The sequence below is a fragment of the Streptomyces sp. CNZ287 genome (assembly GCF_007827615.1).
The window spans coordinates 492,005-513,760 of sequence record NZ_VISV01000003.1 but is presented as its reverse complement, the minus strand read 5'-3'; the positions used below and the strand labels follow the sequence as shown (position 1 = coordinate 513,760).

Genomic DNA, 21,756 nt, shown 5'->3' with positions numbered 1-21,756 from the left:
GCGCGCCCCTCACAGCAGCTTGTCCGGGGTGATGGGCAGGGCGCGGATCCGGCGCCCGGTGGCGTGGTAGACGGCGTTGCCGATCGCCGCCGTCATCCCGGTCCCCGGGGTCTCGCCGAAGCCGCGTGCCCCCAGTGCCTCCTGCTGTACAGGGTCGGGTTCGTCGAGGAACACCGTCTGGATGCGGGGGATGTCGGCGTTGACGGGCACCAGATAACCGGAGAGGTTCGGATGGACGACCCGGGCCCGGTGGGGGTCGACCAGGGTGTGCTCGGTGAGGGCGAAGCCGACCGCGCAGACGGCGCCGCCGAGGGCCTGGCTGCGCAGGGTTCTGCGGTTGAGGACGCGGCCGGCGTCGTACGCCCCGGCCATGCGGGTCACCCTGACCCGCCCGGTCCTGGGATCGACGCGCACCTCGGCGAACTCCGCGCCGACCGAGTAGCCGGGAGGGATGGGCACGGGGTCGGTGGTGGCCTCGACCACTCTGCCGTGCCGGGCGAGGACGGTACGGATGCGCTCCCGGCGCCGGGGTTCGCCGGTCACGTACAGGACCCCGTCCTCCGCGGTGACCTGCTCGGCCGCGACACCGTGCAGGGGGGAGCGGGGGTCGGCGACCGCGATGCCGATCAGCGATCGGCGGGCAGCGGTGCAGGCCCGGGCGACGGCGGCCCCCACGCCGGGGACGGTGGCGGACGCGACGGACATGAAGGCGAAGGGGTAGTCGGTGTCGCCCAGTTCGAAGCCGACGTCGTCCAGGTCCAGACCCAGGGTCTGCGCGGCGATCTGGGTCATGACCGTGTAGGTCCCGGTGCCGATGTCGTGGGTGCCGGCCTGGACCACCGCCCGCCCCGCGGTGGAGAGGACCACCCGGGCGCCGGCGCCCGGCCTGCCGCCCGTCGTGTGCCCCGCGGTGGCCATGCCCCAGCCGATCAGGGTGCTGCCGTCGCGCATCGACCGCGGACGCGGATCGCGTTCGCTCCAGCGGAACATGGCCGCTCCGCGCCGGTAGCACTCGATGAGGTGCCTGCTGCCGAACGGTTCGCCGGTCTCGGGGTCGACGGCCGTGTGGTTGCGCAGCCTGAGTTCGACGGGGTCCATGTCCAGCGCGTAGCTCAGTTCGTCGAGGGCCGACTCCAGCCCGAAGGAGCCGACGGACTCCGGTGGCCGCATGAAGCTCGGCGCGGACAGGTCGAGCCGGACCGCCCGCTGGGCGACGTGCACGTGGGGGCAGGCGTACAGCACGCGGGTGGAGTGGCTGGTGGAGAAGATGCCCTGCTCGGTGCGGGTGACCTGGTGGGTGCTGACATGGTCGATGGCGGTCAGGGTGCCGTCCCGCCTGGCTCCGATCCGCAGGCGCTGGTGGGCTTCGCCGCGGTGCCCGTTGGAGGTGAAGGTCTGGGCGCGGGAGAGCACCAGCTTCACCGGGCGCCCCAGCTCCCGGGCGACGGCGGCGGTGAGCAGGGTGTGCGGCCAGACCGGACCCTTGGCGCCGAAGCCCCCGCCCAGGAACGGCGAGAGCACACGCACGTTGCCGAGGGGGAGGTCCTCAAGCGCCTCGGAGACGCAGATCCTGGTGGCGTGGCCGCCCTGGGCGGACTCGTACACCGTCACCCGGCCGCCGTCCCAGACCGCGGTCGTCGTGGACGGTTCGAGGGGATTGTGGTGGTGCATGGGCGTGGTGTAGGTGACGTCGACGCTGACGTCGGCGTCGGCCAGCCCTGCCGCCACGTCCCCGCGGGTCGTCTCGTTGGGGCCCGCCAGGCCGGGCGGAGGCACGAAGGCGTCGTCGAGCGCGTCGGCGACGGCGGAGCGGGGCCGGCGGGTGTCGTAGGAGACGTCGACGAGCGTGGCGGCGTGCTGGGCCTGCTCCAGTGTCCCGGCGACGACGTAGGCCACGGGCTGCCCGCTGTGGTGGATGTCCGTCTCCTGCAGGGGGATGGAGCTCTTGAGGAAGCTGAGGTATGTCGGCCGCGTGAGGCGCGGCATGTTCCGGTGGGTGAAGACGGCGACCACCCCGGCCGAGCGCTCGGCCTCTTCGGTGTCGATGCCGGTGATCCGGCCGCGGGCGACGGTGCTCGTCGCGAGGAAGCCGTGCAGCGCCCCGCCGACCACGGCGTCCGCGGCGTAGGTGGCCGCGCCGGTGACCTTGGCGCGACCGTCGATCCGGGGAACGGGACTGCCTACGATCCGGCTCATCGGTCGCCTCCCAGGGCGTCGAGGACGTCGGCGAGGGCGCGCTGCACCAAGTCGACCTTGAATCGGTTGTGCTCGCGCGGCTCGGCGCCGCGCACCAGATGCCGGCCGGCCGCGGCGACCGCGGCGCCGGTCAACGGCCGGCCGCGCAGGGCGTCCTCGGCCGCGGCCGAGCGCCACGGACGGGGCGCGACACCGCCGAAGGCGAGCCGGACGTCGGTCACCACCCTCCCCCGGAAGGCCAGCGCGGCTGCCACGGAGACCACGGCGAACTCGAACGAGGCCCGGTCGCGCAGCTTCAGATACCGGGAGGTGCGGGCCGCCGGGGAGACGGGGACCTCGACCCCGGTGATGATCTCGCCGCGGCGCAGGGCGGTCTCCCGGTGCGGGGTGGAGCCGGGCAGGAGGTGGAGGTCGGCCAGTGCGATCGAGCGCCGGCCCGCGGGTCCGAGGGTGAGCACGAGGGCGTCCACAGCGGTGAGCGCGACCGCCAGATCGGAGGGGTGCACGGCGATGCAGTGGGAACTGCCGCCGAGGATCGCGTGCCGGCGGTTCTGCCCGTCGATGGCGGGGCAGCCGCTGCCGGGCATGCGCCGGTTGCACGGGCTGCCGGTGTCGCGGTAGTACCCGCAGCGGGTGCGTTGCATGAGATTGCCGCCGATCGTGGCCCGGTTGCGCACCTGGGGGGACGCCGAGGCGAGCAGGGCCTGGGAGACCACCGGGAAGCGTTCGCGGACCACCGGGTGATCGGCCACCGTCTGCATCCGGGCGGTGGCCCCGATGTGCAGCCGTCCGCCGCGCAGTTCGACGCCGGAGAGGGGGAGTCCGCCCACGTCCACGACCAGGTCGGGAGCGAGGACGCCGTCCTTCATCAGATTCGTCAGCTCGGTGCCCCCGGCGATGAACGCCGCTGCGTCGCGGGAGGCGACCAGGCCGGCGGCCTCGGACGGGCCCGAGGCGCGTACGTAGTCGAAGGGCTTCATCGTCCGGCCCTCCTGGCGGCGTCCCGCACGGCGTCGACGATGTTCGGATAGCAGCCGCAACGGCACAGGTTTCCGCTCATGTGCTCCCGGATCTCGTCGTCGGACCGTGCGTGGCCCTCGTCGATGCAGGCGACGGCGGAGAGTATCTGCCCGGGGGTGCAGAATCCGCACTGGAAGGCGTCCCGGCGGATGAAGGCCGCCTGCACGGGGTGGAGTTCGTCCCCGTCGGCCAGGCCCTCGATCGTCATGATCTCCCGGCTGTCCTCCATGACGGCGAGCGTCAGACAGGACGAGACGCGGCGGCCCTCGACGAGGACCGTGCAGGCGCCGCACTCTCCCCGGTCGCAGCCCTTCTTCGTGCCGGTGAGCCCCAGCCGCTCGCGTAACGCGTCCAGGAGGGTGACCCGGGGCTCGACGGTGACCCGGCGCGCCTCGCCGTTGACGCGGAGCGTGATCTCGGCCGTCGGGTCCGGGGGAGCGTGGGCCCCGGCTTCCCCGGCGGCCGCGATCGCGGGGGCGGTCACGCCGCCTGTCGCGACCAGCTCGGTGGCGGCGATGCCGCCTGCTTTGAGCACGCCGCGGCGGCTGTGCCCGGCGGTGGTGGTGTGCTCGTGCTCGGACATATGTCTGCATCTCCTGGATCGCCCCGACACGCTGTTTCCGTGGATAACGGAAGCATGTTAACGTCGGAACGGTCAAGGTGATAACTCAGAACTGTTTACATTGATACCGCCGTCGCGCGAGGGTCCGGTGCCGCTGTCCTTTGCTGCCGTTGCCCGTGCCCCTGCCCGGGATCCGGCTCGCCGGGACCCGCCCCGAGGCAGGGGCCGCCCGGTCTCAGCCGGCGTCGTCCTCCGCGACGACCGCAAGGATCTGCTCGCCGTACTTCGCGAGCTTGTTCTCGCCGACGCCGCTGACGGAACCCAGCGAGGCGAGCGAGCCGGGGCGCTCGGTGGCGATCTGCCGCAGCGTCGCGTCGTGGAAGATCACGTACGCGGGCACCCCCTGCTCCTTCGCCGTCGCACCCCGCCACGCGCGCAGCCGCTCGAAGAGCGACGCCGCCTCCGCCGGCAGATCGACGGCCTCGGCGCGCTTGGACCCGGACTTCGCCTTCGCCGCCTTCGCCGCCCGCTTGGGCTCGGTGCGCAGCGGCACCTTGCGGCCCCGGTAGAGCACCTCGTCGGCTTCCTCGGTGAGCACCAGCGTGCCGTAGTCGCCCTCGACGGCCAGGAGCCCCTTCGCGAGCAACTGCCGTACGACACCGCGCCACTCGTGCTCCGCGAGGTCGTCGCCGACGCCGAAGACCGAGAGCGTGTCGTGGTCGTGCTGGATGACCTTGGCCGTCTTGCGGCCCATGAGGATGTCGACGATCTGCCCGGCGCCGAACTTCTGCCGCCGCTCGCGCCGCAGCCGCACCACCGTGGACAGCAGCTTCTGCGCGGCGACCGTGCCGTCCCAGGATTCGGGGGGCGTGAGGCACGTGTCGCAGTTGCCGCAGGGGGAGCCGCTCTGGCCGAAATACGCGAGCAACTGCGAGCGCCGGCAGTCGACGCTCTCGCAGAGCGCGAGCATCGCGTCGAGGTGCGCGCTCGCCCGCCGCCGGTGCGCGTCGTCGCCCTCGGAGCCGTCGATGAGCTTGCGCTGCTGCACCACGTCCTGGAGCCCGTACGCGAGCCACGCGGTGGACGGCTGGCCGTCGCGTCCTGCGCGGCCGGTCTCCTGGTAGTACCCCTCGACGGACTTCGGCAGGTCGAGATGGGCGACGTAGCGCACGTCCGGCTTGTCGATGCCCATGCCGAACGCGATGGTGGCGACGATCGCCATGCCCTCCTCGCGCAGGAACCGCGACTGGTGCTCGGCGCGGGTCGCCGCGGGCAGCCCGGCGTGGTAGGGCAGCGCGTCGATCCCGTTCTCTACGAGGAAGGCCGCGGTGTCCTCCACGGACTTGCGCGACAGGCAGTAGACGATGCCGGCGTCGCCCGCGTGCTCGGTGCGCAGCAGCTCCAGGAGCTGCTTCTTCGGCTCCCGCTTGGGCACGATGCGGTACTGGATGTTCGGCCGGTCGAAGCTGGCCACGAAGTGCCGCGCCTGCTCCAGTTGCAGCCGGCTCGCGATCTCCGCGTGCGTCGCCTTGGTCGCGGTCGCGGTGAGCGCGATGCGCGGCACGTCCGGCCAGCGCTCGGAGAGCGCCGACAGCGCGAGGTAGTCGGGCCGGAAGTCGTGCCCCCACTGCGCGACGCAGTGCGCCTCGTCGATGGCGAACAGCGCGACGGTCCCGCGGTCGAGCAGCCGCATCGTGGACTCCACCCGCAGCCGCTCGGGCGCCAGATAGAGCAGGTCGATCTCCCCGGCGAGGAACTCGGCCTCCACCATCCGCCGCTCGTCGGGATCCTGCGTGGAGTTGAGGAACCCGGCCCGCACGCCGAGGGCGCGCAGCGCGTCGACCTGGTCCTGCATGAGCGCGATGAGCGGCGAGATCACCACACCGGTACCGGGCCTGACCAGCGCGGGAATCTGATAGCACAGGGACTTGCCGCCGCCGGTGGGCATCAGCACGAGGGCGTCGCCGCCGCCCACGACATGGTCGATGATCTCCTGCTGCCCCTCGCGGAACGACTCGTAGCCGAAGACCTTGCTGAGGACCTGCAGCGCCTCGGTGGAACTCATCGGGCGAGTTTATGCCCCGCCACCGACACCCCGCGGGGCGACCTCCGGACCGGCCGGGGGGCGCGGCCGGTCCGGTCGGGTCCTGCGCTAGTCGGACTCCCGCTGCGGCAGCGGGCGGTACGAGTCGGGGCCCGGGCTCCGGCCCTCGGGCGGGTACTCGCAGTCGAGGCCGGTGATCTCGTAGTCGGTGCCCTCGTTCTGCTCCCGGTCCACGACGACGGAGCCCGTGCACACGCGGCCGTGCCCGTCGGTGAAGGTGACGATCTCGCTGGAGTCGGTCGGGGGGTCGGTGCACCCCGCGACCAGCAGTGCCGTGCCCGCGGCCATCGCCGTCGCGCCGAGCTTCCACCGCCGTGCCATGCCACGCTCCTCCGCGTCGGTGCACCCGGCGGTCCGGGCGCCACCACCGGCACCGTAGGACGGAGCGCCCGGGAGCCCTCCCGCGGGGGCCCGGAACTACAGTGTGAAGCCGGCGGGAAAGGGGTCGTCGGGGTCCAGGAGGTACTGGGACATGCCCGTGATCCAGGCGCGGCCCGTCACCGTGGGGATCTGGGCCGGCAGGCCGGCGATCTCCGTCCCGGCCTCCAGGCGCCCCGTGAACAGCGTGCCGAGCAGCGACTCGTTGACGTAGTCCGCGCCCAGCTCGAGCTCCCCGCGCGCGTACAACTGCGCCATCCGCGCCGACGTGCCCGTGCCGCAGGGGGAGCGGTCGAACCAGCCCGGGTGGATGACCATCGCGTTGCGCGCGTCCGCCGGGCCGCCCGCGGGCGGCGCCGTCAACTGGACGTGCTTGCAGCCCGAGATCCGGGGGTCCGCCGGGTGCACCGGCCTGTTCCGCTCGTTGACCGCGTCCATGATCGCCAGGCCCGCGGTGAGCATCCGCTCCTTCTCCGCCTTCGCGAACGGGATGCCCAGGCGCTCGATCGGCAGGATGGCGTAGAAGTTGCCCCCGAACGCCATGTCGTACGTGACCCGCCCCAGGCCCGGTACCTCCACCGCCGCGTCCAGCTCCAGCGCGAACGACGGCACGTTGCGGAACGACACCGACTCCGCCTTGCCGCCCGAGACCGCGACCCGGGCGGTCACCAGCCCCGCGGGCGTGTCGAGACGGACCTCCGTGACCGGCTCGGTGACCGTGACCATCCCGGTCTCGACCAGCACCGAGGCCACCCCGATCGTGCCGTGCCCGCACATCGGCAGCAGCCCGGAGACCTCGATGTAGAGCACGCCGTAGTCGGCGTCCGGCCGGGTCGGCGGCTGGAGGATCGCGCCGCTCATCGCGGCGTGCCCGCGCGGCTCGTTCACCAGCAGTTGCCGGATGTCGTCCAGGTGCTCGGCGAAGTACGCGCGGCGCTCGGCCATCGTGGCGCCCGGGACCACCCCGACGCCGCCGGTGATCACCCGGGTCGGCATGCCCTCGGTGTGCGAGTCGACGGCCGTGAAGTAGCGGGAGGCGCGCATGTCACACCCCCGCCGGGTGGGCCGGGGCGGCTCTGTCCAGGGTGTCGTGCGGCATGGCGCTCTCCTTGAAAGGACGGTGTGGCGGTACGGGGACGGTCACGTTCCCGGCTCCGGGTCCGCGGGCGGCTCGGCCAGCTCGCCCAGCCGTACCGGCGACGCGATCGGGCGGCGCGCGAACGCCGCCGCGTCCGCCAGGCCCGTCAGGCAGGCGACGTTGGGGCCGCACACGCGGCCCTGGCACTGGCCGAGCCCCGCCCTGCTGACCAGCTTCACGGCCCGGACCCCGAGCGCCTCGCGCTCCCGCACCGCGCGGCGCAGTTCGCCGTACGGGACCTCCTCGCAGCGGCACACCAGGGTGTCGTCGGCCAGCCAGGTGCGCCACCCGTCCGGCACCGGGTACGCCCGCGCCAGCGCGGCGGCGAACCCGCGTCCGGCCCGTACCCGGCGCAGCGCCGCCGCCGGGGGCGCCGGGCGGGCGCCGAGGAGCTTCGCGGCGGCGACGCCCGCGACCTCGCCCTCCGCGGCGGCGGGGCCGGCGCCGCCGACCCCCGTCAGCTCGCCCGCCGCGAACACCCCCGGCACCGAGGTGGCCTGCGCCGCGTCGACTGCGACGAACCCGCCGTCGAGCGCGCAGCCCGCGGCGAGGGCGGTCTCCACCTGCGGGACGAACCCGAAGCCGACGCACACCGCGTCGGCCTCCACCCGCCGCTCGCTGCCCGGCACGATCTCCCAGCCGGAAGTGAGGCGCGCGGTGGTGACCGCCTCCACGCGGTCCGTGCCGTGCGCGGCGACGACGGCGGTGCGGCGCCGGTAGGGGATGCGGTGGCGGGCCAGGAGCGCGCCGTACCCGGCGAGTTCGCCGGACTTGCGCCATCCGGCGACGGCGTCGGCGGGCCGGCGCAGCCAGGCCGTGACCGGCTCGGCGGCCTCCAGCACCCCGGCCACCCCGGCCCCGGCCGCCGTCAGCGACGCGGCGACCGGCAACAGGAAAGGACCGGTGCCCGCCACCAGGACCCGCTCGCCGACGCGCACGCCCTGCCCCTTCGCCAGCGCCTGCGCGGCGCCCGCGGTGTAGACGCCGGGCAGGTCCCAGCCGGGGAACGGCAGCGCCCTGTCGTACGCCCCGGTGGCCAGCACCAGCGCGCGGGTCGCCACGCTGCGCGCGGTACGGCCGGGGCCGTCGGCGGGGCCGGTGTGCAGGTGCACCCGGTGCCCGCCTTCCGGCACGGGCTCCAGCGCCCAGACGACGGTGTGCGGCAGATGCCCGACGCCGGGCGGCAGCGCGAACCGGTCGCGGCCCGCAAGGGAGTTCTGCCGGTGGTACTGGCCGCCGAGCGCCGCGCCGGAGTCCACGAGCAGGACGCGGACGCCGTGCCGGGCCGCGGCCCGGGCGGCGGCCATCCCGGCGGGGCCGCCGCCGATGACGACGACGGGCCCTTCCACCCGGGGCCCGCTCACGCCGGCAGCTCCGCGCCGTCCTGGCTGCGGATGTCGTCGCCGTCGCGGACGAGGCGCTGGCAGGCGCGGACGTCGGCGGCCCCGTTGACGACCACGAGGCAGTCGTGGCAGACGCCGATGCCGCAGAAGACGCCGCGCGGCCGGCCGCCGCCGCGGGTCGTGCGCCAGGACACCCGGCCGAGCGCCAGCAGCAGCCCGGCGACGGTCCGCCCCGCCTCGGTGACGAGTTCCTCCCCGTCGACCCGCACGCTCAACGGGTCCCCGCCCCGTCCCGCCGGGGCCGCGCCCGGACGCCGCTCACCGGCCCCCGCCGCACGGTCCGGCAACGGTCCTCCCGCACCGGCCCCGCCGCCGCGCCACGCCCGCCCCCGCCTACGCCGGTTCATCCGCCGCCTCCGCCTCCGCCATGACTCCCGGCCGGTCCACCCGGAACGGCTCCGCGGGCACCTCGGGTGCCCGCCCCGTGAACAGGTCCGCCAGCAACTTCCCGGTGCCCGCCGCCAGCCCGATGCCCGCGCCCTCGTGGCCCGTGGCGTGCCAGAGCCCGGGGCGCCGCGGGTCCTCGCCGATCACCGGCAGGTGGTCGGGGACGTACGGCCGGAAGCCGCCGTACGCGCGGATCACCGGGACTCCGGCGAGCACGGGGAACAGCCCGGCCGCCTTGCGCGCCAGCTCGCGCAGCACCGCCACCCGCACCGTCTCGTCGAAGCCGGCCCGCTCCCGGCTGGAGCCGACGAGCACCGTCCCGGCACGTGTGGCCTCCACGACGGTCGACGTCTGCAGCGCCGCGGTGCCGCCGGCGACCGCGCCGACGTAGTCGGCGTCGTAGACCTTGTGGCGCACCGTGCCCGCCGGCACCGCGGCGGTGACGAGGACGAGACCGCGCCGCGGCAGTACCGCGACCGGCGCCCCCGCCGCCGCGGCGAACCGGCCGGCCCACGGGCCGCAGGCGTTGACGACCGCGCCGCACGGCACCGTGCCCCGGTCGGTGCGCACGCCGGTGACGGCGCCCCCGGCTCCGGTCTCGACCCCGCGCGCGGTGACACCGGCGCGCACCCGCCCGCCCCGCTCCCGTACCGCCGCCAGCAGCGCGGTCGTCGCGAGCACCGGCTGCAACTGGCCGTCCTGCGGGTAGTGGACGGCCGCCGTGACGTCCACGGTGAGGTGCGGCTCCAGCGCCCCGGCCTCCGCGGGGGTCACCGGCTCCGCCCGGACGCCCGCGGTGCGCTGGGCCGCGGCGAAGTCCGCGAGCGCGCTCGCCGCCGCGGGCGCGGTGGCGACGACGAGGCCGCCCTTGGCCTCCCACTCCGCCTCCGCGCGGCGCGGACCGAGCAGGTCGCGCAGTTCCGCGAGCAGAGGGGGCCAGCGGCGGCGGGAGCACTGGGCGAGGGCCAGTTCGGGTCCCGGCGCCTTGTCGGAGACCAGGACGTTGCCCTCACCCGCGGCGGTGGTGCCGCTCGCGGGGGCGCCGCGGTCGAGCACGGCCACCGAGAGCCCGGCGGCGGTCAGCGCCTCGGCGCAGGCCGCGCCGATCACGCCGGCGCCCACGACCACGACGTCGTACGCCACCTGCCGCCCACCTCCGTTCATTAAAACGAACGCCAACGAGCGTATGGAGGGCGCCGATCGGCGGTCAAGCCCCTGTTCCGGGGACGCGAGGTGCGTTCTGCCGCGGCGCCGGCACGGCGCACGAGGCGACCGGCGGGACCGGGTGCGCGGCGGCCGGGTACTCCAGCATCAGCACCGAGAGCACCGGGCCCCCGACCGTCTCGTAGACGTGCGGGGCGGCGGCCGGGAAGCAGACGTAGTCGCCGGGGCCCAGCTCGTACGGTGCCTCCGGCGGGCCCACCCGGAGCCGCCCGGAGGTGACGACGACGTGCTCGCGCCCGGGGTGGCCCGCCGAGTGCTGCACCTCGCCGGGGCGCACCCGCTGGTCGTACAGCTCGACGACCGTGTCGGTGAGGTCCATCCGGCGCAGCATCCGCAGGTCGACCGCGTTGCTGCTGAGCACGTCGAGGCCCGCCGAGCGCACCAGCAGCACGTCGGGGTCCTCGCGCTCGGTGAGCAGCGAGGACACCGGCACCCCCAGAGCGTTCGACAAACTGAACACCGTCTCGATGGTGGGGTTCCCGGTCCCGGACTCCAGTTGCGACAGCGTGCCCTTGGCGATCCCGGAGGCGCGCGCCAGCCCGGAGAGGGAGAGCCCCGCCCGGGCGCGCAGCGCCCGCAGGTTGGCCCCGAGCACCCGGCCTGCCTGTTCGCGTACCACCGGACCTCCTCGACAGTCGTGCGAGAGGCTACCCCGCGCCCGGCGAGGCGGCGACGAGCGTATTGGCTATTCGCGTATCGTCGGTTTCATTGGTCGGCCCATTGACGCGGGATTTGACCCCAATTCCCCGTGGAATAGGGGCCGTTGTTACTCAGGGGTTGTCGTGTGCATGTCCTGGATGTTTTCATGGCCGACCGGACAGCGCGCGCACAATCCTTGATCCCCCCACATCCACCCCCCACCTGAAGAAGGAGACCAGGATGGCAGCACATCCGGGTTTCGACCGCCGCGCCCTGCTGCGCGGCGGACTGACCGCCTCCGCGGCCGGTGCGCTCGGCCTCGGCGCTGCGGGGCTCGCACACGCCGCGCCCAGCTCAGCGACCCTGGCCGCGCCCGGCGCGGCCACCGCCCCGGCGCGCGGCGCCCGCGCGCTCGCGGCGCCCGAGCCGCGCATCTACGGCACCGCGGAATGGGGTGCCCGACCCCCGGCGACCGACATCGTCATCCTCGACCACGTGCCGACGTACATCGCCGTCCACCACACCGCGGAACCGGGCAACAGCGAGGATTACTCGCTCGAACACGCCATGGAAATCTGCCGGTCCATCCAGAACTTCCACATGGACACCCAGGGGTGGGGCGACACCGGCCAGCAGTTCACCATCAGCCGCGGCGGATACTGCCTCGAAGGCCGGCACGAGAGCCTGGGCGTCGTGCGCGGCGGCACCCAGCACGTGCAGGGCGCCAATGTCGGCGGCCGCAACAGCGAGGTCATCGGCATCGAGAACGAGGGCCTCTACACCGACGTCGACGTGCCCACCGCGCTGTGGGACTCGCTCGTCGCGATGGTCGCCTGGATCGCCGGCCAGTACGGGCGGCCGGTCGAGAACATCCAGGGCCACCGCGACTTCAACTCCACCGAGTGCCCCGGCGACGTGCTCTACGCCCGCCTGCCGGAGCTGCGCGACGCGGTGGCCGGGGTGCTCGGCGCCCCGAAGCCCGAGCGGACCGCCGTCTGGCCGCTGCTGCGCCCCGGCGACAGCGGCCCCGTGGTGCGCGCGGCGCAGCACCTGCTGCGCGCCCGCGGGTTCACCGGGCTGCCCGCCGACGGGCTCTTCGGCCCGGAGACGAAGCGGGCCGTGGCCAAGCTCGCCGAGGAGGGCGGTGTCGAGCGGCACTCCTGCTCGGCGGAGTTCCACAAGCGCAACGACGAGACCGGCTATCTCGGCGCGGACATCTGGCCGATGATCACCCCGCGCGGGCGCGCCGGGGCGGGCGGCGAGGTCGGGAAGGCCGTCGAGGCGCTGCTCGGCCGCGGGCGGCGGGCGCCGGCGGGCCGGGAGCTGGACGCGACGGTGTGGAAGCAGTTGCTGTCCTGAGGGCCTGAGCACGTACGGAACGGCACCGGCGACCGCCGCGCCCCCCGAGGGCCCGCGACGGTCGCCGGTGTCAGCGGCGGCCCGCCACGAACGGGCGGAGCCGGTCGGCGAGCGCTTCGCTCGTCACCAACTGGAAGTCCGTGGCCGGATACAGGGCCGAGTCGGGGCACGTCTGCTGCGGGCTCGTCGTGCCGTCCAGGGCGAACTTCGTCACCGGCTCGCCGGTGGCGGCCTCGAAGACCCGGAAGACGTAGCGCGCGCTCTGCACGTCGACCACGCCGTCGCCCGTGTTGTGCGAGCCGCCGAGATAGGTGCAGGTGCCCACGGTGCGGCTGTCGTGGCTGTCGTCGTCGTACTGGCAGACCACGAGCTGGGTGTCGGTGTTCGCGAAGTCCGGCGTCCAGTCGCCCGGAAGCTGGGGCGGCTCGCTCTCGTCGACGGCGATGTCGTCCTTGAAGAGCACGGCCGGATGCGGCCCGGGGCCCTCGTATGCGGGCCCGCCGGGAAGGTACGGCTTCACCTTGCCGGCCTCGAACGGCCCGGTGAAGTCGCAGGCGTCCTCGCTGCTCGCCACCGTCTGCCGCGCCGGCGGCGGCGTACGCGGCAGCGGGTCGGGGGAAGCGGTCGGGTCCGCCTCCTTCCGCCCCTTCGCGTCACCGCCGTCATCGCCCCCGGTGCAGGCGGCGGTCCCCGCCAGCCCGGCGACCGCGGCCAGCACGAGCCCGGCCACGCCCCGTCGCGCACGTCCCACGATGCCGCTCCTCCCGCCACGATCCGCCCGCACGATAATGCCCCGGGCCCGGGACGGGTCCCCCCGTCACGAGGTGATTCGCGCGCACCTGCCGCCAAGGTCGACTACGGCGGCTCTCCAGGTGGTTGGGTAGGGGTCGAGCAGTGCCGGGGGGACGTGTGCTCCGGTGCGGAAGGAGGAGTGCCGTGGAGCCGCTGGCGGCTGGGGATCCCGCCCGGGTGGGCGACTTCGTGCTACGCGGCCGGCTGGGCGCGGGCGGCATGGGGGAGGTGTTCCTCGGCCGGTCGCCCGGCGGGCGGGCCGCGGCGGTGAAGGTGGTGCACGCCCACCTGGCGCGGCAGCCCGAGTTCCGCGGCCGGTTCCGGCGGGAGGTGGCCGCCGCGCGGTCGGTCAGCGGCGCGTACACCGCGCCCGTGATGGCCGCGGGCCCGGAGGACGATCCGCCGTGGATCGCCACGCTCTACGTCCCCGGCCCCTCCCTGGCCGAAGCCGTGCGCGCGGCCGGGCCGTTCCCCGAGGACGCGGTGTGGCCGCTGGCCGCCGGGCTGGTCGAGGCGCTCCAGGCCATCCACGCCGAAGGGCTGCTCCACCGCGACCTCACGCCGTCGAACGTGCTGCTGGCCGCGGACGGCCCGCGGGTCATCGACTTCGGGATCTCCCGGGCCGTGGACGGCACCGTGCTCACCGGGACGGGCGCGACCATCGGCACGCCGGGCTTCATGTGCCCGGAGCAGGCCCAGGACGGCGAAGTCCGCCAGCCGGGGGACGTCTTCTCCTTCGGCGCCGTACTGGCCTACGCCGCCGGCGGCGTCGAGCCGTTCGGGCACGGCGCGCCGCTGGGCGTGCTGCACCGCGTGGTGACGGCGGAACCGCACCTGGACGAGGTGCCCGAGCGGATACGTACCCTCGCCGCGGCGTGCCTGGCCAAGAACCCGGACGACCGGCCCACCCCCGCCGAACTCCTCGGCCTCATCGCCGCGGAGTGGGACCCGGGCGACGATTTCTCCGCCGCGGCGCCGTGGCCCGAGGCCGTGCACACCCTCATCGAGGCCCGCGCCGTACCCGGTACGGCGCGGGCCACCGAACCCGACGGCGCCCCGCCGCCCCCGCATGCCGCGCCCACGGCCACCGCGCCCCCGCGGTACACCCCGACGGAGCCGGGGCAGCCGCAGGAGCCGGAGCCGGAAGCCCCGCCCGCCCCCGCCGCCTCCGGCCGCGTACCGAAGGAGGACCGCCCCCGCGCGCTGCGGCGCCGCCACCGGCAGGCGCTCAAGCTCACCAGGTCGGGCCGGTACGAGGAAGCCGAACGGCAGCTCGCCGCACTCGTCGCGGACCGGACCCGCGTGCTGGGACCCGACCATCCCGACGTGCAGTTCACCCGCCAGCACCAGGCCCGGGCGCTCGCGGAGACGGGCCGGTACGCGGAGGCCGAGCGGCTGCTGGCCGACGTCCTGCCGCGCATTCTGCGGCTGCGGGGGCCCGATCACCGGGACACGCTTCTCACCCGCCGGCACCACGCGGAAGCGCTCGGGAACGCGGGCCGGCCGGGGGAAGCCGTGCCCCTGCTCGCCGACCTCGTCGCCGACATGGTGCGCCTGCGCGGCCCCGACCACCCCGACACGCTGCTCACCCGCCATCTGCACGCCTGCAACCTCGCGGACACGGGGGACTACGCGCAGGCGGCGCGCCTCTTCGCCGACCTCCTCGACGACCGGATCCGCGTGCACGGCCGCAACCACGAGAAGACCCTGGTCGCCCGCATGCTCCACGCCCACTACGTCGGATCGGCGGGGGAGTACGCGGAAGGCGCCCGCCTGATGAGCGAACTCATCCCCGACCTCTCCCGGGTGCGGGGGCCCGACCATGCCGAGACCCTGGCCGCCCGCGGCAGCAGGGCCCGCCATCTCGGGGAGGCCGGGGAGCACGCGGAGGCCGTGCGTGCGTACGCGGAACTGGCCGCCGACGCCGGTCGCGTCCTGGGTCCTGACCACGACGACACCCTGAGCGCGCGCGAGCGCCACGCTACTTATCTCGGCGCGGCGGGGGAGCACGTGGAGGCCGCCCGGCTGCACGCCGGACTGGCCGCCGACCACGCGCGCCTCCTGGGCCCCGACCACCGCGACACCCTGCTCGCCCGCCACCTCAGCGCGTGGGAGCTGGGAGAGGCGGGCGAATACGCCGAGGCGGCGCGGTTGATGGACGAGGTCGCGGCCGACTGGGAGCGCGTCATGGGGCCCGACTGCAAGGACACCATGAACGCGCGCTATTTCCACGCCCGTTACGTCGGCGGGGCGGGGGACCATGCCGAGGCGGCCCGGCTGCTGGCCGAGGTCGCGGCCGACTGGGCGCGCGTCGAGGGCCCCGGCAACCCGGAAGCCCTCTGCGTCCGCGAGTGGCAGGCGTTCCACCTCGACGAGGCGGGGGAGCACGACGAGGCCGAGCGCCTGCGGGCCGAAGTCGCCGCCCACCGCACCGCCACCGAGGGAGAACCGGCGGTCTGACCCCCGGCGGCGGCATCCGGAGCGGTCTCAGGCCGCGGTGCCGGCGTCGGTCGTCATGGCCAACTCCCATCGGTGGCGGGGCACGTGCCGCTCGGAGCGTAAGCCGGGGCCCCCGGTCTCGCGGCGCTGGTCCGCACTCTCGCCGCCGCCGAGGGCTGGACGGCAGGCCGCCCGCCCGCCCATCGGTGAGTAAAGAAGTCGTCAAGAAGTGCGCGCCCGCGGGCGGGTGGAGGCGGGCCTTCCGTGGGGGCCGCCGCCGACCGCCGCGCGGCGGGCCCCTCAACCCGCCGCCTACCTGCGGCGGAGCACCGCCCGCGGCGTGCGTGCCGGCCGGATCCCGCGCGTGGCCGTGTCCGGTCCGCGTTCATGTTGTTGAAGAATGAATCAGTCCGCTTCGGGCTTTGCCGCCATCCCTCCTGCATGAAATCAAGTCAGTCCCAAGTGGGGCGATCCATACTGCGGACGTGGGGTGCGAGTCGCTCACACCTCTCCTGTCGATCCGTTACGGATCCCGCAGAACCCGTTGCGGGCCGGGCCCAAAGGCTCCCGGACCCGGCCCGCACCGGTGACCGCACGGACTGTCCACGGCCCGGGTGGCACACCCCCGGGACCGTCTGGACACCACGACCCTCATCCCTCCCGCACCCCCTGATCCCCGTCCGCCACGGCGCCGTGGCGATCCGGCGTTCCGGGGCGCACACAAGTTCACAGTTCGATGGAGGCAATTTTCATGGTGAGTCGGCGCAGGGTGCTCGCTGCGGGTATGGCAACGGCGTGCACGGGGGTGACCGGCGCGGCGTTAGTGCCGCTGGTGACCACACCGGCCGGGGCCGAGCCCGCCGGCGCGGAGCGGGCGGCGAACACCGCACTCGCGGTCACGCCCTTCACCCAGCCCATGCCGCGGCCCACGGTGCTGTCCCCGGTGTCGACGGCCGGCGGCGTCGACGTCTACGTCATGACGATGCAGCCGGGGACCGCGGAGATAATCCCCGGCGTCCAGTCGCAGGTGCTCACGTTCAACGGCAGCTTCCCCGGCCCGCTGATCAAGGCGCGCCGCGGCCGTCCCGTCGTCATCCAGCAGCGCAACCGGCTCGACGTGCCCGCGTCGGTGCACCTACACGGCGGGGAGGTGGAGCCGCAGCACGACGGCCAGCCGATGGAGACCATAGCCCCGGGCGCCGACCGTACGTACTACTACCCCAACACCCAGCCGCACGCCTCGCTCTGGTACCACGACCACGCCCACCACATCGAGTCCGAGAACGTCTACCGCGGGCTCTCCGGCCAGTACCTCATCACCGACGAGGTCGAAGAGGCGCTGCCGCTGCCCACCGGGCAGTACGACCTGCCCATCGCCATCCGCGACGCCAACGTGGACGCGACGGGACTGCACTACACGATGGGCGACCGGCAGCGCTCCACGATGATCGCCAACGGCAAGGCGTACCCGTACGTCCAGGTCGCCGCCCGCAAGTACCGCATCCGGCTCCTCAACTCCTCCAACCAGCGCTTCATGGAACTGCGGCTGGAGGACGACAGCGAGATGATCCAGATCGGCTCCGACGGCGGGCTGCTGCCGCGCCCGTACCGCACCACCGCCATCCCGCTGTCCGCCGCCGAGCGCGCCGACGTCGTCATCGACTTCTCCCGCTACGCCGTCGGCAGCAGCGTCGTGCTGAAGAACACCGGCGGCTTCGGCACCCCCGAACTCGTCGGCCAGGTGCTGCGCTTCGACATCGTCAGGACCGCGAAGGACAGCAGCCGCGTGCCCGACGTGCTGCGCGAGCTGCCGCCGCTGCCGCAGCCGACCGCCGAGCGCACCGTCACCCTGCGGATGGACGAGGACGGCCGGCCGTCCCCGCAGGCGTACATAGACGAGAAGCTGTACGACCCGGCCCGGGTGGACCAGCAGATCCGGTTCGGCGCCAGCGAGATCTGGACGATCAAGAACCTCAACCAGATCGCGTGGCACAACTTCCACATGCACCTCGTCCAGTTCCGCGTCCTGGAGCGCAACGGCCAGGCGCCGGGGCCGGGCGAGGCGGGGCTGAAGGACACCGTCAACCTGCGCCCGAACGAGACGGTCAAGGTCCAGGCGACGTTCGACACCCACAAGGGCTCGTACGTCTACCACTGCCACATGCTCGACCACTCCGCGATGGGCATGATGGCGACGATGAAGATCGCCTGACCGGAACGGCCCGCCGACGTGCCGGCCGGGGGCCTCCCCGGCCGGCCTGGTCGTACTGCCCCGGCCCTGGTCGAGTACGACGCGGCCGACCGTCATTGACGTAAACATGACATCCGGTCACTGTGTGCCTATGAAGCGCTTAGCGACGCTGACGGCGGCGGCCGCGCTGGCCGCCGGCTCCCTGGCCGCCGTCCCCGCCCCCACCTCCGCCGCGCAGCCCACACCCGCCGCGCCCGAGCTCGCCCGGATCTGCAACGTCTACTGCGACGCCCGCGATCCCGCCCAGGCCACCCGCGACCGCACCGCGGTCACCGCCACCCTCTTCTCCCGCACCCTCGCGCTGCACGTGGACGACGACAGCGCCATGGGCTGGGCGACGATCGGCAACGGCAGCCCCGGCGACGAGGTCTGGCTCGACCGCTCCTTCGACGGCGGCCGCACCTGGGCCTCCGGCAGCCGGCTCGGCAACACCGCCGTCCCCGCCGGCCAGCGCGGCTGGCGCACCGGCATGTACAACGTCGACGACTGGGCGAACCGCGGCGTCGGCGCCCTGCGCGCCTGCGGCAAGGCCGCCGACCGCCCCGACATCGCCTGCACCCCGTGGGCCCGCAGCACCTGGAACGCCTGGGACCGCAGAACCGCCGCCGCCACCGCGCAGATGTCCTTCTACGACCAGGCCACCGGCCTCTTCGCCACCACCGGCTGGTGGAACTCCGCCAACGCCCTCACCGCCGTCATCGACAACATCCGCGTGAGCGGCATGCGCAGCTACGAGTACGCCATCGGGCACACCTACGACCGCCAGCTCGGCGCCCACCAGGGTCAGTTCCGCAACGACTACATCGACGACACCGGCTGGTGGGGCCTGGCCTGGATCGCCGCGTACGACCTGACCGGCGACCGCCGCTACCTCGACACCGCCCGCGCCGACGCCGACCACATGGCCGCGTACTGGGACGGCCGCTGCGGCGGCGGCGTGTGGTGGAGCCAGGCGAAGACGTACAAGAACGCCATCTCCAACTCCCTCTACATCCACCTCAACGCGGCCCTGCACAACCGCATCGCGGGCGACACCGCGTATCTGAAGCGGGCGCGCGACGGCTGGAGCTGGTTCCAGGGCACCGGCATGATCAACGGCTCCTCCCTGGTCAACGACGGCATCGACCTGGGCACCTGCCGCAACAACGGCCAGCCGGTCTGGTCGTACAACCAGGGCGTGCTGCTCGGCGCCCTCACCGAACTCCACCGCGCCACCGGCGACGACACCCTCCTGACCACCGCCCGCCGCCTCGCCGACGCCGCCACCACGGCGCCCTCACTGCACACCGCGGACGGCATCCTGCGCGACCCCTGCGAGTCGGGCGACTGCGGCGCCGACGGCCCGTCCTTCAAGGGCGCCCACGTCCGCGGCCTGGGCAAGCTCAACGCCGCCCTGCCCGACCACCCGTACACCGCCTACCTCACACGCCAGGCGGACCGCGCCCACGCCGCCGACCGCAACGCGCTCGACCAGTACGGCCTGCGCTGGTACGGCCCCCTGGACACGACGGACGCGGCCCGCCAGCAGAGCGCCCTGGACCTGATGAACGCGGCCCCGTAGCCGTTGTCACGGATCACCGGGACCGCGCTCCCCGATTCCCGCGGTCGTCTCCTCCCGGGCCCGGGGCGCCGCCGGCGGCACGCCCCGGGGGCGGTCACCCGACTGCGGGCGTAGCGCTGGTGTGTCCGGCGCGGGTGGCACAGGCTCGGGTCAGGACCCCTGGTGTGCGGCCCGCGGGAGGCGTGAGGCGCGCGGGAACGGAGAGTGGCGGGATGGAGACTGCGCCGGTCGTCGTGGGCGTGGACGGCTCCGCGGCGGGCCTCGACGCGGTCGCGGTCGCCGCGCGCGAGGCGAAGCTGCGCGGCTGCCCCCTGCGGGTCGTGCACGCGTTCCTCTGGCCGGCCTTCGGCGCCTACCCCGGCGCCCCCGGGATGCTCCCGGGGGACACCGCGCTGCGCAAGGAGGCGGAGAAGGCCGTCGAGGACGCCGTGGCGCACGCCCGCTCGGCGGAGCCCCGGGTCACGGCCCACGGGGCCGTGGTGACCGGGGAGGCCATGGAGATCCTGGTCAGGGAGACGAAGACCGCGCAGTTGGCGGTGGTCGCCGGCCGCGGCCTCAGCGCGTTCACCCGGCTGCTCGTGGGCTCGACGGCGGTCCACCTGTCCGCGTACGGCCACTGCCCCGTGCTCGTCGTACGCGCCGGCGGCGCGGGCCCCCGCGGTCCCGTGCTGCTGGCGGTCGACGGCTCGCCGGCCGGGGCCGCCGCCGTCGAGTTCGCCTTCGCCGAGGCGGCCAGGCGGCGCGCGGGACTCGTCGCGCTGCACGTGTGGAGCGCCTGGACCAGGTACGCGCCGCGGCGGGACGAGCCCGCCAGGCCCACCGCGGACGGACCGGCCGCGGAGGGCGACCGGGTGCTCGCCGAGGCGCTGGCGGGCGCCGAGAAGTCGTATCCGGACGTACGGGTCGAACGTACCGCCGTCGAGGGCTCGGCCCGCGAACTGCTCATCGAGGCCAGCAAGGACGCCGGCCTCCTCGTCACCGGCGCCCGCGGCCACGGCGGCTTCGCCGGGCTGCTCCTCGGCTCGGTCAGCCAGGCGCTCCTGCAGCACGCGCACTGCCCGGTCGCCGTCGTACGCGGCGCGGGTGGGCGCTCCTGACCGGCACCGGCCCCCACGCCCCGACCCCCGGCCCTGACCGGCCCTGATCCCGCCGCACCGACGGCCGAAGGACCTGGAGAGGCACGATGGACACCTCGCTCACCCCCACGGCGCTCGCGGAACTGCGCGAGCGGCGCCCGTACCCCGCCGTGTCGCTCACGCTGCCCACGCACCGGCGCGCGCCCCGCAACGCGGAGGACTCCGTGCGGCTGCGCAACGTCATCGCCGAGGCCGAGCGGCAGCTCGACCGCGACCCCGGCGTGACCCGCGCGGCCCGCGAGGAGATCCGCGCGCAGCTCGCCGCGGCCGTCGAGGAGACCGACCTCTCCCTGGCGCTCGACGGCGTCGTCATCTTCGCCACCGTGGCCGAGCACCGGGTGTTCGCCCTCCCGCGCGCCGTCCCCGAGCGGGTCGTGCTGGCCGACTCCTTCCTCACCCGCAACCTGGTGGCGGCCTACGCGGCGCAGCGCCCGTACTGGGTGCTGTCCCTGGCCGCCGACCGCGTCACCCTGTGGAGCGGCTCGGGCGAGCGCGTCACCGAGGCCACCGCCGGGGGCTTCCCGATGACCAGGACGGTGGACAACCCGGACACGGAGCGGGAGGAGCGGATCGGGGACACGCCCAGCAAGTTCCGCGACGAGGAGGTCCGCACCTTCCTGCGCGACGCCGATGCCGCGCTGCACGCCGTCCTCGCCCAGGACCCCCGGCCCCTCTACGCCACGGGCGAGGACGCCGCCCTGGCCCTCCTCGCCGGCACCGGCACCGCCTCCGCGACCGCCGTCCACATCCACCACGGCGGCCTGGCCCAGGGCCCGCCGGACGCGGTCGCCCGTGCCGTCGCCCCGGCCCGGGAGACCCAGGCCCGCCAGCACGCCGCCGCGGCCATCGCCGCCCTGGACGACGCCCGGGGCCGCCGGGCCTTCGCGGGCGGCGTGGACGAGGTCTGGTCGAAGGTCACCGACGGCCGCGTCCACCGCCTGGTCGTCGAGGAGAACTACCGCGTCACCGTGCGCTCGGCCGACGACGATCACCTGGTCCCGGCCGAGGACGACGACCCGCAGGCCCGCCACGACATCGTGGACGAGATCGTCGAGCAGGCCCTCGACACCGGCGCCGACGTCACGTTCGTCCCCGACGACGCCCTCGCGGACCACGAGCGCATCGCGGCGGTGCTGCGCTACTGAGGCCGCGCCGGGGGACCGGGAG

At 74.5% G+C, this 21,756-nt stretch carries 17 protein-coding genes; 6 read left to right on the top strand and 11 right to left on the bottom strand.

Annotated elements, in window-relative coordinates:
* Positions 1-9: 9 nt before the first annotated feature.
* The 10 genes from FB457_RS09755 to FB457_RS09710 form a co-directional block, all read right to left on the bottom strand.
* Complete coding sequence (locus tag FB457_RS09755; RefSeq protein ID WP_145781515.1) at positions 10-2,196, bottom strand: xanthine dehydrogenase family protein molybdopterin-binding subunit; 2,187 nt, start codon at positions 2,194-2,196, stop codon at positions 10-12.
* Positions 2,193-3,176: an FAD binding domain-containing protein gene (locus FB457_RS09750; RefSeq protein ID WP_047018578.1), complete on the bottom strand. Its 984-nt coding sequence runs from the start codon at positions 3,174-3,176 to the stop codon at positions 2,193-2,195. Before FB457_RS09750 ends, FB457_RS09755 begins: the two co-directional genes overlap by 4 nt.
* Positions 3,173-3,799: a (2Fe-2S)-binding protein gene (locus FB457_RS09745; protein ID WP_047018579.1), complete on the bottom strand. Its 627-nt coding sequence runs from the start codon at positions 3,797-3,799 to the stop codon at positions 3,173-3,175. Before FB457_RS09745 ends, FB457_RS09750 begins: the two co-directional genes overlap by 4 nt.
* Positions 3,800-4,013: 214 nt before the next feature.
* Entirely contained in the window at positions 4,014-5,843 is a 1,830-nt protein-coding gene (gene recQ, locus FB457_RS09740) for a DNA helicase RecQ (RefSeq protein ID WP_047018580.1), read from the bottom strand.
* A gap of 87 nt (positions 5,844-5,930) precedes the next feature.
* Complete coding sequence (locus FB457_RS09735; RefSeq protein ID WP_253911461.1) at positions 5,931-6,203, bottom strand: hypothetical protein; 273 nt, start codon at positions 6,201-6,203, stop codon at positions 5,931-5,933.
* 96 nt (positions 6,204-6,299) lie between these two features.
* Positions 6,300-7,304 (bottom strand): proline racemase family protein, encoded by a 1,005-nt coding sequence (locus tag FB457_RS09730; RefSeq protein WP_145781514.1) that lies wholly within the window; start codon positions 7,302-7,304, stop codon positions 6,300-6,302.
* A gap of 96 nt (positions 7,305-7,400) precedes the next feature.
* Complete coding sequence (locus FB457_RS09725; protein WP_216725725.1) at positions 7,401-8,762, bottom strand: FAD/NAD(P)-dependent oxidoreductase; 1,362 nt, start codon at positions 8,760-8,762, stop codon at positions 7,401-7,403.
* The gene (locus tag FB457_RS36015; RefSeq protein WP_253911462.1) at positions 8,759-9,010 is read right to left on the bottom strand and encodes a (2Fe-2S)-binding protein; all 252 of its coding nucleotides are present in this window, start codon (positions 9,008-9,010) and stop codon (positions 8,759-8,761) included. Before FB457_RS36015 ends, FB457_RS09725 begins: the two co-directional genes overlap by 4 nt.
* A gap of 124 nt (positions 9,011-9,134) precedes the next feature.
* The gene (locus FB457_RS09715) at positions 9,135-10,331 is read right to left on the bottom strand and encodes an NAD(P)/FAD-dependent oxidoreductase (RefSeq protein WP_047018583.1); all 1,197 of its coding nucleotides are present in this window, start codon (positions 10,329-10,331) and stop codon (positions 9,135-9,137) included.
* A 64-nt stretch (positions 10,332-10,395) separates the two neighbouring features.
* Positions 10,396-11,031 carry a helix-turn-helix domain-containing protein gene (locus FB457_RS09710; protein ID WP_047018584.1) on the bottom strand — a complete coding sequence of 212 codons (636 nt, stop codon included), beginning with the start codon at positions 11,029-11,031 and terminating at the stop codon, positions 10,396-10,398.
* Between the two features lie 260 nt (positions 11,032-11,291).
* Between FB457_RS09710 and FB457_RS09705 the strand changes: the two genes are divergently transcribed.
* Positions 11,292-12,410, top strand: coding sequence for a peptidoglycan recognition protein family protein (locus FB457_RS09705; RefSeq protein ID WP_047018585.1), 1,119 nt, complete (start codon positions 11,292-11,294; stop codon positions 12,408-12,410).
* A 70-nt stretch (positions 12,411-12,480) separates the two neighbouring features.
* Here FB457_RS09705 and FB457_RS09700 read toward each other — a convergent pair whose 3' ends face one another.
* Entirely contained in the window at positions 12,481-13,161 is a 681-nt protein-coding gene (locus FB457_RS09700) for a hypothetical protein (RefSeq protein WP_047018586.1), read from the bottom strand.
* A 185-nt stretch (positions 13,162-13,346) separates the two neighbouring features.
* Between FB457_RS09700 and FB457_RS09695 the strand changes: the two genes are divergently transcribed.
* The 5 genes from FB457_RS09695 to FB457_RS09675 all read left to right on the top strand — a co-directional run bounded on the left by FB457_RS09695 (position 13,347) and on the right by FB457_RS09675 (position 21,734).
* Positions 13,347-15,662 (top strand): serine/threonine-protein kinase, encoded by a 2,316-nt coding sequence (locus FB457_RS09695; RefSeq protein ID WP_145781512.1) that lies wholly within the window; start codon positions 13,347-13,349, stop codon positions 15,660-15,662.
* Positions 15,663-16,425: 763 nt separating this feature from the next.
* Positions 16,426-17,853 (top strand): multicopper oxidase family protein, encoded by a 1,428-nt coding sequence (locus FB457_RS09690; protein ID WP_253911463.1) that lies wholly within the window; start codon positions 16,426-16,428, stop codon positions 17,851-17,853.
* Positions 17,854-17,983: 130 nt separating this feature from the next.
* Complete coding sequence (locus FB457_RS09685) at positions 17,984-19,453, top strand: glycoside hydrolase family 76 protein (protein ID WP_145781510.1); 1,470 nt, start codon at positions 17,984-17,986, stop codon at positions 19,451-19,453.
* A 212-nt stretch (positions 19,454-19,665) separates the two neighbouring features.
* Positions 19,666-20,550, top strand: a complete 885-nt coding sequence (locus FB457_RS09680; protein ID WP_047018589.1) for a universal stress protein — start codon at positions 19,666-19,668, stop codon at positions 20,548-20,550.
* Between the two features lie 86 nt (positions 20,551-20,636).
* Positions 20,637-21,734, top strand: coding sequence for a baeRF3 domain-containing protein (locus tag FB457_RS09675; protein WP_145781509.1), 1,098 nt, complete (start codon positions 20,637-20,639; stop codon positions 21,732-21,734).
* Positions 21,735-21,756: the final 22 nt, after the last annotated feature.

Coding starts and splice junctions, on each gene's coding strand:
- FB457_RS09755 (WP_145781515.1), bottom strand. CDS start 2,196: ATGAGCCGGATCGTAGGCAGTCCCGTTCCCCGGATCGACGGTCGCGCC.
- FB457_RS09750 (WP_047018578.1), bottom strand. CDS start 3,176: ATGAAGCCCTTCGACTACGTACGCGCCTCGGGCCCGTCCGAGGCCGCC.
- FB457_RS09745 (WP_047018579.1), bottom strand. CDS start 3,799: ATGTCCGAGCACGAGCACACCACCACCGCCGGGCACAGCCGCCGCGGC.
- recQ (WP_047018580.1), bottom strand. CDS start 5,843: ATGAGTTCCACCGAGGCGCTGCAGGTCCTCAGCAAGGTCTTCGGCTAC.
- FB457_RS09735 (WP_253911461.1), bottom strand. CDS start 6,203: ATGGCACGGCGGTGGAAGCTCGGCGCGACGGCGATGGCCGCGGGCACG.
- FB457_RS09730 (WP_145781514.1), bottom strand. CDS start 7,304: ATGCGCGCCTCCCGCTACTTCACGGCCGTCGACTCGCACACCGAGGGC.
- FB457_RS09705 (WP_047018585.1), top strand. CDS start 11,292: ATGGCAGCACATCCGGGTTTCGACCGCCGCGCCCTGCTGCGCGGCGGA.
- FB457_RS09690 (WP_253911463.1), top strand. CDS start 16,426: ATGGCAACGGCGTGCACGGGGGTGACCGGCGCGGCGTTAGTGCCGCTG.
- FB457_RS09685 (WP_145781510.1), top strand. CDS start 17,984: ATGAAGCGCTTAGCGACGCTGACGGCGGCGGCCGCGCTGGCCGCCGGC.
- FB457_RS09680 (WP_047018589.1), top strand. CDS start 19,666: ATGGAGACTGCGCCGGTCGTCGTGGGCGTGGACGGCTCCGCGGCGGGC.
- FB457_RS09675 (WP_145781509.1), top strand. CDS start 20,637: ATGGACACCTCGCTCACCCCCACGGCGCTCGCGGAACTGCGCGAGCGG.